Below are 14,653 nucleotides of genomic sequence, written 5' to 3'. Positions count from 1 at the left end.
TAAGTGCCGCCGTTACCATTTATGGTCCCGACTGTCTTCACACAGTATACCACATGTGACAGGGGGATTCTCAAGCTTAGAAGGGAGTCTCCAGAAGGTAAAAGCTTGAAAAATCCATCTTTGCACCCCGGCATGATTGATTCACCAGCCCGCTTTCCATAAAAAAAGACGCAGGCTAAATTCCCGCATCTCTGAACAGCTTGTCAATGGAACCGCCTTCGATAATAATACGTGTGGCTTCAGCCAGCATAGGTGCTACGGAGAGCACAGTGAAACGGCTGGAATGATCGTCCGGCAGCGCAATAGAGTCGGTAACAACAATTTCATCTATATTAGGGTGGACCATACGGCTCAAGGCGTCTCCGGAAAAAAGACCATGGGTGGCACAAACAATGCTGTTCTTGGCTCCCCGATCCTTCAGGCCCTCTACCACATTCACAATCGTCGTTCCCGTATCAATCAGATCCTCGATAATGATTGGCGTCCGTCCTTCTACATCACCAATCACATGCGTAATCACCGATTCGTTGTGAGCCGGACGCTTCTTGATCATGATGGCAAACGGTGAATCCAGACGGCTGGCCAGCTTCTCGGCCATTGAGGCACGGCCCGCATCCGGTGATACGACCACCAGGTCGGATAAGCCCTTCACCTTCAGATACCCACTGATTAGATCAAGTGCCGTCAAGTGATCTACCGGAATGTTGAAGAAGCCTTGAATCGCAGCCGCATGCAGATCAATCGTAATCACACGGGTGGCTCCTGCGGTTGTAAGCACATCCGCCACCATCTTGGCCGAAATCGGCTCGCGCGGCGCAGATTTCCGCTCCTGCCGTGCGTAGCCGTAATAAGGCACAATAATATTAACCGTTCTGGCTGATGCGCGCTTGGCGGCATCGATCATGACCAGCAGCTCTACAAACAGTTCATTAATGGGATGCGCGAGGGATTGCACCAAAAATACGTCACAGTTCCGGATGCTCTCTTCATAATGCACATAAATCTCGCCGCTCTTGAAGCGGGTCAGCTTAATCTGGCCCAGAGGGGCACCCAGACGCTCCGCAATATCTGCGGCCAGCTTCGGATTCGACGAACCGGAAAAAATACGCAATTGATGATGATGCATAGTACCCTCCTGGGGATCAAAATTTATAGTTCAAACGGAACGAGCGTACGGACACGTCCTTCAAACACAGCCAATTTGCGGAAACCTGTGCGCCACAGCAGGCTGCGCGCTTCCTGCAAGCCGTCTCCCAGCTTCAAGGGATCATGGGCGTCAGAGCCAAGGGTGAGCGGGATGCCCAGCTCCAGCGCCTGCTGGAGCACATGCTCCGAGGGGAACATCTCCGCGCAGGGCTTGGTAAGCCCGGAAGCATTAAGCTCCATCGCTATGCCGCTGCCGGCTATTGCCTTCAGCGCTTCCAGCTCCATCGCCTGCACCTCGGCCTTGCCCTCCGGTGTCTGTGGACCGTAGCCAAACCGTTTGATTACATCCATATGTCCTATAATATCATATAATCCCGATAACGCCGACTTCCGCACCGCATCATAATACCGGCGGTAGACCTCCATCACATCCCGGCCTTCCCAGCCCCCGGTCTGGCGAAAGTCTGTGATGTCCCATTCTCCGAGAAAATGCACCGATCCGATCAGATAATCCCACGGATACGGTGATAACAGCTCACGGATCTGCTCCTCATACCCTTCGATATAATCGGCTTCCAGCCCGACACGCAGCTCGATCCTTCCGCGATAACGCTCTTTCAGGTTCAAACATTCTTCGACGTAACGGGGAAGCTCCGACAGCGGCATAGCCATCTCCGGATAGTAGCTCTCCGGGTCCACATGGATAAGCGGCAGGTGGTCCGACAATCCGAGCTGCTCCAGCCCCAGTTCAATCCCCCGCTGTACGTATTCTTCCAGTGTTCCTACCGCGTGGCCGCAGCGTTCATGGTGGGTATGATAATCAATACGCATGCTGAAGGCTCCTTCCTAATCGCGGCGGGGCCGTTCATGGCGGGCGCTCAGCTCATCCATAATGTCATCCAGCGGAAGCTTGCGTTCCTGAAGAAGCACCAGCAGATGGTAGATCAGATCGCTGACTTCGAGGCGCAGCTCGGCATTATCTTTATTTTTGGCTGCAATGATCGTTTCCGAGGCTTCTTCGCCTACCTTTTTAAGAATCTTGTCAACGCCCTTGTCGAACAGATAGGTCGTATAGGCGCCCTCCGGCCGCTCGGCCTCCCGCTCGGCAATTACCCGTTCCAGTTCGCCCAGAACCGCAAACCGTTCATTGTCGTTCAGCCCTTGCCGTGCAGAGCCAGCGCCTTGACCTTCCTTAGCTTCTCCTGCTGCAGAGTTCCTCAGCGGGAGCTCGCGGAAGAAACAGGAGGTTTCTCCCGTATGGCATGCCGGTCCTTCCGGGACAACCTTTACCAGCAGCGTGTCGCTGTCGCAGTCATAATGAATCGAGGTAATGGCCTGGGTATTGCCCGAGGTCCCTCCCTTATGCCACAGCTCGCCGCGCGAACGGCTCCAGAACCAGGTCTGTCCGCTCTCCAGCGAGAGCTGAAGCGATTCTTTGTTCATATAGGCAAACATCAAGACTTCCAGACTGTTCGCATCCTGGACTACCGCAGGCAGCAGTCCGGCTTCATTCCAGCGGATACCCTCTAGCACCTCTTGCTGGCCCAGGGCTTTATTTTGTTCAGCTTCGCTCATCGGATCTCTACCCCTTTTTGCTTCAGATCTGCTTTTAAATCATGAATGGCAATCTCTTTATAGTGAAAAATTGTCGCTGCCAATCCCGCATCGGCTTTGCCTTCAGTAAATACATCATAAAAATGCTCCATCTTCCCCGCTCCCCCGGAGGCAATGACAGGAATGGTGAGCAAATCGCTGACCGCAGCGGTCAGCTTCAGATCAAAGCCGTCCTTGGTGCCGTCCGCATCCATGCTGGTCAGCAGAATTTCGCCCGCCCCCAGCTTCTCGGCTTCCTTGGCCCAGGCCAGCGCACGGATTCCTGTAGGCTTGCGTCCGCCGTGCGTGTATACTTCCCATTCGCCCCAAGCCTCATTATATTTGGCATCCATTGCCACTACAATACACTGGGCGCCGAAACGCCGTGCTCCTTCAAGAATGAGCTGCGGGTTGTTGACCGCTGCGGTATTGATACCGATTTTGTCCGCACCGGCACGCAGGATGCGTTTCATATCCTCTGGCGTGGAGATCCCTCCGCCTACCGTGAACGGAATGGCGATTTCACCGGCGGTCTGCCGTACAACTTCCACCATCGTGGCCCGGCCTTCGACAGAAGCGGAAATATCGAGAAATACGAGCTCATCTGCGCCCTCACGGTCATACAGTGCCGCCAGCTCCACCGGATCGCCGGCATCGCGCAGATTCACAAAATTCACGCCTTTGACTACCCGCCCGTCCTTTACATCCAGACAGGGAATGATGCGTTTGGCTAACATGGAATAACCCCCATTTCAATTTCGATCCCCCTAAATCCCCTTAGCCAAGGGGACCCCAAGGGCCCCGGCCCTCTGGACACCCGGATGGCAGAACTATAACTAAGCGGAAAAAGTAAAACTAATTCGCTGAAATTCTGGATACAGCTGGTTTTAGTTGGATTTTGTACATCTAATTCATGCAAATTCATCCTTCACGGCGGCTTTTAGTCTGATTAGTGGTACTTTTTCCAACATAGGCTGCTCCATAAGCCGAATGAGCCCAATTAGTGATACTTATTCCCACTAAGGATGACTGCTCTGTTCATAAGCTTGTTTAATTCAATCCATATAAGTCAAAAAAAGAGTACATCCCCAAAACAAACCTTCGTGTTCCACGTTTTAGCCTCAGCCGGGACGGCTTCCTCGCACTATCTGACGAAAAGATAAAAGTAAAGGTACGCTTGACTGCACATGTATGAGCATTAAACCAACTTCAATTTTCGGCTTGGGCGGCAACCTCTACATGATTGCACTTTGTACAACAGATGACACATAAATCAACCAAAAAATCCAAACCACTGCACTCTGTACAGCAGAATCAAGCGAAAAAGTGCACTTTTGACCAGAACTCCTGTCTAGCCTAATTACTGTCCAGCGCCTGCAGTGCTTCAGCCAGATCAATATTGCCGGTGTAGAGCGCTTTGCCAACAATTGCTCCGCCGATACCGCTGCCGCTATGTACGCTAAGACGCAGCAGGTCGTCCAGACTTGTTACACCGCCCGAAGCAATAACGGTTTTGCCGCTGGTAGCAGCCATGGACAGGATGCCCTCGATGTTAGGTCCCTGCATCATACCGTCGCGTGAAATGTCGGTGTAGATGAACGTTTCGGCGCCTTTGGCTGCCAACTCCTTAGCCAAGTCCTCCGCACGCACCTCAGAGGTGTTCAGCCAGCCATGAGTGGCTACATAACCGCCCCGGGCATCGATCCCGATCGCAACCTTGTCGCCGTATTTGGCGAGCACAGCCTCTGTGAACGCATGATCGTTAATAGCCGCAGTGCCGATAATGACCCGGCTGACGCCGAGACCCAGCAGTTTCTCGACATCCGCAAGCGTACGGAGTCCTCCGCCTACCTGCACAGGGACGCCTGCGTTTTTGGCAATCGCCCCGATGATGGCATCATTCACCGGATGTCCGGCTTTGGCACCGTCCAAATCGACGAGGTGAATAAATTTGCCGCCCTGCTCTTCCCACGATTTGGCCACGCTCACCGGACTGTCATTATATATGGTTTCCTGATTGTAGTCCCCCTGCTGCAGTCTGACGCATTTTCCATCCCGGATATCAATTGCCGGATATACGATAAAAGAAGACATGTGGCGCTCCCACTTTCGTTACAATATAGTTATAGCAGGCTTACCCCTGCGGGCCCTTCAGCTTCAAAAAATTACCCAGCAGCTTCATCCCCAGCTCCCCGCTCTTCTCCGGGTGAAACTGCATACCGAATACATTCTCCCGGCCTACAATAGCCGTAACCGGATGCCCGTAATCTGTGACAGCAAGCAGATCGCTCTGCTGTGCCATGATGGCATGGAAAGAGTGGACAAAATACACATGTCCTGCTTCAAGCCCTGAGAACAGAGGACTCTGCGGCTGCAGAAAGTCCAGCTTGTTCCAGCCCATATGCGGCACTTTATAGCCCTCACGGGGCGCAAAACGCACTACCGAGCCAGGCAGAAGATTCAGGCCTTCGTGGGTGCCGTACTCTTCGCCGCTGCTGAACAGCAGCTGCATGCCGAGGCATATCCCCAAAAGCGGCTGGCCTGAAGCTGCGGCCTCTTGGACCACAGCATCCAGCCCGCTCTCCCGCAGATGCTCCATCGCATCGCCAAAAGCACCGACTCCCGGCAGAATGACGCTATCGGCAGCCAGAATTTCCCCGGCTTCACCCGTCACAAGACTTTTATACCCGAGTCGTTCCACCGCCTTGCTGACACTATGCAGATTGCCCATGCCGTAATCGACGATTGCAACAGTCATCTACAGCACTCCCTTCGTGGAAGGCACACCCTTCACGCGCGGGTCAATCAGTGTGGCCTCATCCAGCGCCCGTCCCAGTGCCTTGAATATCGCTTCGATCATGTGATGGGTATTGGAGCCGTAATGTACGATTACGTGCAGAGTGATCCGCGCCTCCAGCGCGAATTTCCATAGAAATTCATGCACCAGCTCCGTTGAAAAGCTGCCCACCTGTTGTGAAGGGTACGTTGCCCGGTACTCAAAATGCGGCCGGTTGCTGATGTCGATGACTACCTGAGCCAGCGCTTCATCCATAGGGATGAAGACATTGGCGTAGCGTTTGATGCCTTTTTTGTCGCCCAGCGCTTCACGGAACGCCTGGCCCAGACAGATACCGATATCTTCTACTGTGTGGTGATCATCAATTTCGATGTCGCCCCGCGCCTGCACAGACAGATCAAACTGGCCGTGCTTCGTGAATAAATCCAGCATATGATTCAGAAACGGCACATCCGTTTCCAGCCCCGAGACCCCGCTGCCGTCCACGGCCAGGGAAAGCTTAATATCCGTTTCGTTTGTTTTGCGGCTTAGTCCGGCCTTACGCACAACTCCAGCCTCGTTGTTACTTTCCATTCCCGTCTCCACCTTTCGCTTCGTTCTGTAGTCGGATCTCTATTGCCCGCGCATGGCCTTCCAGCCCCTCGCGGCGGGCCAGTTCTATAATCGTTGCCCCGTCCTGCAGCAGCGCTTCTTTGCTGTAATAGATCAGGCTGGATTTCTTAATGAAATCATCCACATCCACCGGCGACGAAAACCGCGCTGTTCCGTTGGTCGGAATAATATGATTCGGCCCGGCAAAATAATCGCCCACCGGCTCCGAGCTGTACGGGCCCAGGAAAATGGCTCCGGCATTTTCGATGCTGCCGAGCAGGCCCATCGGGTCCTCCGTGACAATCTCCAGATGCTCCGGCGCCAGCCGGTTCACCACTGAGATTCCCTCGGCCAGCGACTCCACGACGATGATCGCGCCGTAGTGGTCTACAGAGGCACGCGCGATGGCTTCGCGCGGAAGCTCCCGCAGCTGCCGTTCTACTTCGGCAGCGACTGCCTCCGCCAAGCGCTGCGATGGCGTGACCAGGATGGCCGAGGCCATCTCGTCGTGCTCGGCCTGCGAGAGCAGGTCGGCCGCGACGTAGGCGGCCTCGGCGGTATCGTCGGCGAGCACGACGATCTCGCTCGGTCCGGCGATGCTGTCGATGTCGACAGCGCCGTAGACCTCGCGTTTGGCCAGGGCCACGTAGATGTTCCCTGGCCCGCAGATCTTATCAACCGGCGCGATGGACGCCGTGCCGAACGCCAGTGCGGCAATCGCCTGTGCGCCGCCCACGCGGTAGATCTCGTTCACGCCGGCTTCGGCGGCGGCGACGAGAATGTAAGGATCGATGCCCTCCGTGCCGCCCGTCGACGGCGGAGTGACCATCACGATCTCCGGCACGCCGGCGATCTGGGCCGGAATCACGTTCATCAGCACCGAGGACGGATAGGCTGCCTTGCCGCCGGGAACATAGACGCCCACGCGTTTCAGCGGGCGGAGGATCTGGCCGAGGATCGTGCCGTCCGGTTGCAGATCCATCCAGGAATTGCGTTTCTGCCGGGCATGAAACGCCCGGATATTGGCTGCGGCGGCACGGATCGCCGTCACGAAGGATTCCTCTACCCGGCCATACGCCGCCTGGAGCTCTTCCTCCGTCACACGCAGTCCGGCAGCTGTAAGCGCAGCACCGTCAAAACGTTCCGTATAGCGGAGCAGTGCGGCATCGCCCTCTTTTTTAATATCGGCCACGATTTCCTTCACAGCCCTGTTCTGCTCCGGCGTTCCGTATTCCACTTCACGCTGAAGCTTAAATTCCTTGCTCGATTGAACCTTCACCGCTGCTTCCCCCTTTTGCATCCTTAGCGTTGTACTCCGTCCGTTGCCAGTCCCGGTCCGGTGATAACCGCCTGCAGGCGGTCGCACAGCTGCTGAATCTCTTCATTCTTCATCCGGTAGCTTACACGGTTGGCCACCAGCCGGCTCGTAATCTCGAAGATGCTCTTCATCTCCACCAGTCCGTTGTCCTTCAGCGTCTGTCCGGTCTCCACCATATCGACGATACGGTCGGCAAGGCCGATCAGCGGCGCAAGCTCAATGGAGCCGTTCAACTTCACAACCTCCACCTGCTGCCCCTGTTCGCGGAAGTAGCGCGAAGCCACATTGGGGTATTTCGTCGCCACCCGCTGCTGAATGCCCGGCTGCCAGTTCGGCAAGCCGATAATGGACATCCGGCAGCGCGCGATCCCCAAGTCCAGCAGCTCATAGACGTCGCGGTTCTCCTCCAGCAGCACATCCTTGCCGACAATGCCGATATCTGCTACTCCATATTCCACATAGGTCGGCACATCCACCGGCTTGGCCAAGATGAACTCCATTCCCGCTTCCGGCAATGAGATTACCAGCTTGCGCGACTCTTCGCCATCCGGCGGAATCGGCAGTCCCGCCTGACGGAACAGCTCCGCCGCCTTATTGTAAATCCGTCCTTTTGGCATGGCCACCTTCAATATCTGCGACATGATCATAGACCTCCGTTTCCATATCCTTGCCAATTTACAGGCCGAACCTGATATTCTCTCGCTTCAGAATGCTAAGACACCCTGCTGCTTGGCACGCTTCATCCCCTAATTTCATTCATCCTCTTCTCAGCCATGCTCACTGACAAAAGACACAAACGTATAAATCTCCCCGTACTTGTCGCCTTCCGCTTCAACCATATCCGTGTCCAGACGCTTCACTGTTTTGAGATCGCCGGGCTCTGACGCGAGCCGTGTAACTACCACATGCCCTTCAGCCCGCAGGCGCGCCGCCTCCGCAAGACCTTCTTTGCGCCGTGGGGCGTCATACTGGACCAGGATCGGCAGCTCCTCCTCTTCCGGCACACCGGATACACCGTCCAGAATACGGTTTGTCTTCAAGGAGAAACCCGTCGATGGGACAGGGCGTCCGAACTGCTGCAGCAGATTGTCATAACGGCCGCCGCTGCATACCGGAAATCCGAGCTCTGAGGCGTAGCCCTCGAAGGTCATGCCTGTATAATAGGAGAAGTCGCCAATCATCGTCAGGTCAATCAGCACATGCTGCGAAACCCCGTATGACACCAGCACTTCCCATACCTTGCATAGATGCTCAATGGAGGCCCGGGCCAGCGGATGGCTGCTGAGCTCCAGTGCCTGACCGCAGATTTCCTTGCCGCCCCGCAGCCGCAGCAGCCCGTCCAGCTCATTTTTCTGCGCCTCGGACAGCTCCAGACGCCGCAGCGTCTCGCGGAACGCCACATAATCACGGTTCAGCAGATGGCTCTTAAGCTCCTCCTGCGCGTCAGGAAGACCGGCTACCGCCTCTTGAAACAGCCCGTCAAGGAAGCCGACATGCCCCATGGCGATTTTGAATGACTTCACACCGGCTGCCTGCAGCGAGGAAATTGCCAGCGCCACAACCTCGGCATCCGCTTCCGGTGAATCGTCCCCGACCAGCTCCACCCCGGTCTGAAAAAATTCCGCCTCCCGTCCCGCTTCCTCCTCAATCGCCCGGAACACGTTGGCATGATAGGACAGGCGGAGCGGCAGCGGTTCGTCTTTTAACAGTGAAGAAACTACACGCGCCACCGGCGCTGTCATCTCAGAGCGCAATACCAGGGCTTGCCCGCGGTTGTTAAGCAATTTATAGAGTTTCTGGTCCGATGTGGAGCTGGCCACGCCGACCGTATCGTAGTATTCCAAAGTGGGCGTAATCATCTGCCGGTATCCCCAGCGGCTCATGCAGTGCAGCACATCATTCTCGATCTTGCGCAGCTTGGCCACTGCACGCGGGAGATAGTCACGCACGCCGGCCGGCTTCTCGAATCCCTTGGGTTTGGACATCTTCATTGGTCACCTCATCAGATATCATCAATATTATGAAAAATGCTTTACTATGGTAAAGTGGTAGTAAGGTAAAGTAATGGGAATATCGTATCACGGACCATCCCTCTACGTCAATTGAACCTTTAATATAGAATAGCATAAATGCTTACATATAGAGTGAAGTTGCGATTTCTATATATTGCGTCTCCATTCGTCTGCGTATAAACCGCTTACAAAATTACTCTTTACAAAGTCTTAACCGCAGTAGTAAGATACAAACTAAGTTGTATACAAGTACACAGGTAATTCACTATATCCTGTTAAGGAGTGAACGACATTGAAATTGGGCATGATCGGCCTGGGCAAGATGGGTTTCAACCTGGCACTGAACCTGCTGAACCATGGGCATGACCTTGTGGTAAGCGATATCCATCCGCAAAAGGGGCTGGAATTGGCTGAGCGTGGGGCGCTGCCCGCTTCATCCTTGGAGGAAATGGTCACGAAGCTGGAGCCGCCCAGAATTGTCTGGGTCATGGTTCCGGCCGGTGAGATCGTAGCAGGAGTTATTGACACTCTTGCCGGACTGCTTGAAGCAGGCGATATCATCATTGACGGCGGGAACTCCCATTATAAAGAATCCATCGTGCGCGCCGGGAAGCTGCGTGAACGCGGCATTTATTTGTTCGACGCCGGTACATCCGGGGGAACAGAAGGCGCGGAGCATGGTGCTTGTATTATGGTTGGCGGTAATGCTGAGGTATTCACTGGAATCGAGCCCTTATTCCGCGATCTGGCAGTGGAGCGGGGTTATCTCTATTCGGGGGAAAGCGGCAGCGGCCACTTTCTGAAAATGATCCACAACGGCATTGAGTACGGGATGATGCAGGCTATTGCCGAGGGCTTTGAGCTGCTGGAGAAAAGCAGCTTTGACTATAACTACGAGAATGTCGCACAGTTGTGGTCAAATGGCTCTGTAATCCGCGGCTGGCTGATGGAGCTTGCACAGAATGCTTTTGCCAAAGATCCGAAGCTTTCCGGTATACGCGGGGTGATGCACAGCTCCGGAGAAGGAAAATGGACGGTTCAAACCGCTCTTGATCTCGAAGCCAGCACACCGGTTATTGCCCTGTCGCTTCTGATGCGCTACCGTTCCCTGGAGGACGATACTTTTCATGGCAAGGTTGTTGCCGCCCTCCGCAATGAATTCGGCGGTCACGCCGTGGTGCAGGGAGAACAACAATAAAGCCAAAACTATAAGACGAGAGCCGTGCAGGAAGAAGGCATGTTAAACTGATGGAACCGTGAAGACATTGTATGCTAAAATTAAGGGAATGCCCGGTCTTAGCTTACAACTAATCACATAGAGGAGTCGTTTTTCATGCATTATCCTGTTACCTGGCTGCAAGGAGCCTCCCTTGGAGAATCGATTGCCTGTGAACTCAGGCTGCAAATTATTAATGAAAACATAAAACCGGGCGAGGTGCTTTCCGAAAACCGGATTGCTGCCGATTTTGGCACCAGCCGTTCTCCTGTACGGGAAGCGCTTAAATCGTTGTCCGGCGAAGGGTTGATCCGTCTGGAAAGAATGGGGGCTGTGGTGGTGGGCCTGAATATCAAGGACGTCAAAGAGTTGTATGACGTGCGGTATCTCATTGAGAGTTTTGCCCAGCAAAGACTGGCCGTCAATATACAGGATGCCCTAATCCAGCAGCTTGAACAAGCCATCGACAAGATGAAGCTGGCCGTCAAGCATAATGATTATGTAGAGTTTGCGCACCAGGACTTTTCTTTTCACGAAGCCATTGTCACAGAAGCCAATCATACCCGGATTCTTCATTTATGGAACAGCATCCGCTATATTGTGATGACCGTCATTCTGATTACAACAGAAAAGGGCTTCACCCTCGGGGAAGCACGTATGAATTGGGTGGCAGATAAACACCGGACGGTCGTAGAGGCTCTTCGTTCAGGAGATCCTGAGACCATTCACAAGGTGGTCCAGGAGTATTTTGCCGACTCTGGAGAAACGCTGATTCGCAGCCTTCCCTAAGTACTCTTCTTTCAGCAAAGGCCTGCCTTTGTTCCGATTATGTTGTCGACAAGTATACAATAGATCATTTTATTGAAAGCGCTCAATCTGGATATCTTAAAACCTAAACTATTGTCTACACGTGAAACCACAAAGGAGGACCCGTTCACTATGGAAAGTTTATTCGGACTTAGTCATAATGCGACACTGCTCACCTGGACGTTGCTCGTCATTGTTTTTCTGGTTATGCTTATCGCCAGATACAAGTGGAACCCGTTCGTCACGCTGCTTCTGTCTGCCTTGACCCTTGGCCTGCTTGCAGGGATGGAGTACCCGTCTTTGATTAAGTCGATTACCGGCGGGCTTGGCGGTACACTGGGCACGATCGCGATTGTTATAGGCCTGGGTACGATGCTGGGAAAAATGATGGCTGAATCCGGCGGCGCGGAACGAATTGCGAATACGCTAGTAGACCGTTTTGGAGAAAAAAGAGTCCATTGGGCCATGATGCTGGTAGGCTTTGTTGTCGGAATCCCGGTATTTTTCGAAGTTGGCTTAATCCTGCTGATCCCCGTGGTCTTTATGGTAGCACGCAAGACAAAAATGCCTCTCCTGCAAATCGGAATTCCGATTCTGGCCGGCTTGTCCACGGTCCACGGCCTTGTTCCGCCCCATCCGGCGCCTATGATTGCCATTGGTGCCTACGGGGCAAATTTGGGTAAAACGATTCTGTATTCCATTATTGTAGGTCTGCCCACAGCCATTATTGCCGGCCCGTTATTCGGTAAATTCATAGGTACACGGATACGTGTGGAGCCTCCCCGGGAGCTGGCTGAACAATTCGCTGCAAAAAGCGTCCGGGAACTGCCAGGATTCGGAATTACTCTATTAACGATCCTATTGCCCGTTATATTGATGCTAATGGGGTCAGTTGCTGATATTATAGATCCTGAGGCCTCTAATGCCTTTACGCCTTTCGCCAAATTTATCGGACATGAGATCATTGCCCTGCTTATCGCAGCCGTTTTTTCCTTCTTCTCGCTGGGTTTTGCACGCGGCTTCAAGAAAGAAGAAATCTCCCGTTTTACAAGTGAATGTCTGGCACCGACAGCTTCCATTATTCTGATTATCGGAGGCGGCGGAGCGTTCAAGCAGGTGTTGATCGACAGTGGAGTCGGCGGAGCCATTGCGGCTCTGGCTACGCAAACCCATGTAAATATAATATTTTTCGCGTGGCTGATTGCTGCTTTGATCCGTGTGGCTACCGGTTCAGCTACTGTAGCCATGACAACTGCCGCCGGCATTGTTGCTCCTGTCCTTGCCGTTACCCCTGGTGTGAACATCGAACTGGCAGTGCTTGCTACAGGTGCCGGATCTCTGGTGCTGTCCCATGTCAATGATGCCGGCTTCTGGATGATCAAAGAATTTTTCGGCATGTCTGTCGTACAGACCTTGAAATCATGGACGGTGATGGAGACTATTCTGTCCGTAGTGGGTTTAACCTTGATCATGATTCTCAGCATCTTTGTCTAAAACACTGCCAGTACCTTATACTTTTTACATCTCAAGCATATGGATAGCGGAACGGGGCGGCTGCAAGTTTACCCGGCCCGCTTTCCTTATTTTCATCAGAAAGAAGGTCTGAGAATTGGGCACATCCTATATGATCGGCGTCGATATTGGAACTACAAGCACAAAGGCTGTTCTCTTTGAGGAAAATGGCAAAATCACAGCACAAGCGAATCAGGGTTACCCTCTGCACACCCCTTCACCTTCAGTAGCGGAACAGGACCCGGAGCAAATTCTAAATGCTGTATTTCATACCATTTCAACGGTAATGAAGGACAGTGCCGTACGTCCGGATTCCGTTCTTTTTCTGTCATTCAGCTCCGCCATGCACAGTGTAATTGCTGTAGACCATGCAGGCTATCCTCTGACTCCCTGCATTACCTGGGCAGATAACCGCAGTGCTGCCGCTGCTGCCCGCCTACGGGACGAATTGGGCGGCCATGAGCTCTATCTGCGTACTGGAACGCCTATCCACCCCATGTCTCCCCTTACCAAGCTGATGTGGCTGGGCGAGGAACAGCCGGAGCTGTTCCGCCAGACATACAAATTCATTTCTATCAAAGAATATATCTTCGCCAAGCTTTTCGGTGAATACGTCATAGACTATTCCATTGCCTCTTCCACAGGCATGTTCAATTTGGAGCAGCTGGACTGGGATGCTGAAGCTCTGCATATTGCCGGCATTACTGCAGAGCGGCTCTCGAAGCTTGTTCCCACCACCCAGATCATGCAAGGGCTGCTGCCGGGGATGGCTGAGCAGCTCGGATTGCTGCCGTCTACCCCTTTTATTGTGGGAGCCACCGACGGTGTACTCTCCAATCTTGGCGTTGGCGCCATTAAGCCGGGGGTCGTCGCTGCCACGATTGGCACCAGCGGAGCCATCCGCACGGTCGTGGACCGGCCGCTTACCGATCCCAAGGGACGGATCTTCTGTTATGCCCTGACCGAGAAGCACTGGGTCATCGGAGGCCCGGTGAATAACGGCGGCCTGCTCTTCCGCTGGGTCCGGGATGAGTTCGCCGCCTCCGAGGTGGAGACAGCGAAACGCCTTGGCATTGACCCCTACGAGGTGCTGACACGGATTGCCGATCAGGTGCCGCCGGGCAGCAATGGCCTGCTCTTTCACCCCTACCTGACCGGAGAGCGCGCCCCGCTGTGGAATCCGGATGCCCGGGGCTCTTTTTTCGGGCTGACGATGAATCACCACAAAGAGCATATGATCCGTTCCGTGCTGGAGGGAGTCATCTTCAACATGTACACTGTCCTGCTGGCCATGGAGGAGCAGATTGGGCGGCCTGCCAAAATCCATGCCACCGGCGGCTTCGCCCGCTCCTCCCTGTGGCGGCAGATGATGGCCGATATTTTTGACCAGGAGGTTGTCATTCCGGAGAGCTTCGAAAGCTCCTGTCTGGGCGCGGTCGTGCTTGGCCTTTATGCGACTGGACGCACAGACTCCCTTGATATTGTATTCAGCATGATCGGTTCTACCCATCAGCATCAACCGGTGGAGGGGCACGCCCGCGTCTACAAGCAGCTGCTGCCCATCTATATCTCCGTATTCCGCAGCTTGGAGAGCCAGTATCAGGCCATAGCCGAATTTCAACGGGAGCAGGCTGGAGAGTAAGAGTCTGGCTGTCCTATAT

General features: G+C 54.0%; 14 protein-coding genes. 4 read left to right on the top strand and 10 right to left on the bottom strand.

What is annotated here, in order from left to right:
* Positions 1–175 precede the first annotated feature (175 nt).
* From PGRAT_RS00810 to PGRAT_RS00765, 10 genes are all read right to left on the bottom strand, one after another.
* Positions 176–1,126: a ribose-phosphate diphosphokinase gene (locus PGRAT_RS00810; protein WP_025707063.1), complete on the bottom strand. Its 951-nt coding sequence runs from the start codon at positions 1,124–1,126 to the stop codon at positions 176–178.
* 23 nt (positions 1,127–1,149) lie between these two features.
* Positions 1,150–1,977: a histidinol-phosphatase HisJ gene (hisJ, locus tag PGRAT_RS00805; RefSeq protein ID WP_025707064.1), complete on the bottom strand. Its 828-nt coding sequence runs from the start codon at positions 1,975–1,977 to the stop codon at positions 1,150–1,152.
* A 15-nt stretch (positions 1,978–1,992) separates the two neighbouring features.
* The gene (gene hisIE, locus PGRAT_RS00800) at positions 1,993–2,721 is read right to left on the bottom strand and encodes a bifunctional phosphoribosyl-AMP cyclohydrolase/phosphoribosyl-ATP diphosphatase HisIE (RefSeq protein ID WP_025707065.1); all 729 of its coding nucleotides are present in this window, start codon (positions 2,719–2,721) and stop codon (positions 1,993–1,995) included.
* Entirely contained in the window at positions 2,718–3,476 is a 759-nt protein-coding gene (gene hisF / locus PGRAT_RS00795; protein ID WP_025707066.1) for an imidazole glycerol phosphate synthase subunit HisF, read from the bottom strand. Before hisF ends, hisIE begins: the two co-directional genes overlap by 4 nt.
* 619 nt (positions 3,477–4,095) lie before the next feature.
* Positions 4,096–4,833 carry a 1-(5-phosphoribosyl)-5-[(5-phosphoribosylamino)methylideneamino]imidazole-4-carboxamide isomerase gene (gene hisA, locus PGRAT_RS00790; protein ID WP_025707067.1) on the bottom strand — a complete coding sequence of 246 codons (738 nt, stop codon included), beginning with the start codon at positions 4,831–4,833 and terminating at the stop codon, positions 4,096–4,098.
* A gap of 40 nt (positions 4,834–4,873) precedes the next feature.
* Entirely contained in the window at positions 4,874–5,497 is a 624-nt protein-coding gene (gene hisH, locus PGRAT_RS00785; RefSeq protein WP_025707068.1) for an imidazole glycerol phosphate synthase subunit HisH, read from the bottom strand.
* Entirely contained in the window at positions 5,498–6,109 is a 612-nt protein-coding gene (gene hisB, locus PGRAT_RS00780; RefSeq protein WP_025707069.1) for an imidazoleglycerol-phosphate dehydratase HisB, read from the bottom strand.
* Positions 6,099–7,427 carry a histidinol dehydrogenase gene (gene hisD / locus PGRAT_RS00775; RefSeq protein ID WP_425311815.1) on the bottom strand — a complete coding sequence of 443 codons (1,329 nt, stop codon included), beginning with the start codon at positions 7,425–7,427 and terminating at the stop codon, positions 6,099–6,101. Before hisD ends, hisB begins: the two co-directional genes overlap by 11 nt.
* Before the next feature lie 2 nt (positions 7,428–7,429).
* Positions 7,430–8,086 (bottom strand): ATP phosphoribosyltransferase, encoded by a 657-nt coding sequence (gene hisG, locus PGRAT_RS00770; RefSeq protein ID WP_025707071.1) that lies wholly within the window; start codon positions 8,084–8,086, stop codon positions 7,430–7,432.
* A 126-nt stretch (positions 8,087–8,212) separates the two neighbouring features.
* Entirely contained in the window at positions 8,213–9,430 is a 1,218-nt protein-coding gene (locus tag PGRAT_RS00765) for an ATP phosphoribosyltransferase regulatory subunit (protein ID WP_025707072.1), read from the bottom strand.
* A gap of 319 nt (positions 9,431–9,749) precedes the next feature.
* Between PGRAT_RS00765 and gnd the strand changes: the two genes are divergently transcribed.
* The 4 genes from gnd to gntK all read left to right on the top strand — a co-directional run bounded on the left by gnd (position 9,750) and on the right by gntK (position 14,634).
* Entirely contained in the window at positions 9,750–10,655 is a 906-nt protein-coding gene (gnd, locus tag PGRAT_RS00760) for a phosphogluconate dehydrogenase (NAD(+)-dependent, decarboxylating) (protein ID WP_025707073.1), read from the top strand.
* 135 nt (positions 10,656–10,790) lie between these two features.
* The gene (locus PGRAT_RS00755) at positions 10,791–11,462 is read left to right on the top strand and encodes a GntR family transcriptional regulator (protein ID WP_025707074.1); all 672 of its coding nucleotides are present in this window, start codon (positions 10,791–10,793) and stop codon (positions 11,460–11,462) included.
* Between the two features lie 150 nt (positions 11,463–11,612).
* A complete protein-coding gene (locus tag PGRAT_RS00750; protein WP_025707075.1) occupies positions 11,613–12,974 on the top strand; it encodes a GntT/GntP/DsdX family permease in 1,362 nt (453 codons plus the stop codon).
* Positions 12,975–13,104: 130 nt separating this feature from the next.
* Complete coding sequence (gntK, locus tag PGRAT_RS00745) at positions 13,105–14,634, top strand: gluconokinase (protein WP_042267726.1); 1,530 nt, start codon at positions 13,105–13,107, stop codon at positions 14,632–14,634.
* Positions 14,635–14,653: the final 19 nt, after the last annotated feature.

Source organism: Paenibacillus graminis, from assembly GCF_000758705.1.
Lineage (GTDB): Bacteria > Bacillota > Bacilli > Paenibacillales > Paenibacillaceae > Paenibacillus_AQ > Paenibacillus_AQ graminis.
Note: the sequence above shows the minus strand (reverse complement) of the source record. Positions and strands in the feature narration are given on the sequence as shown.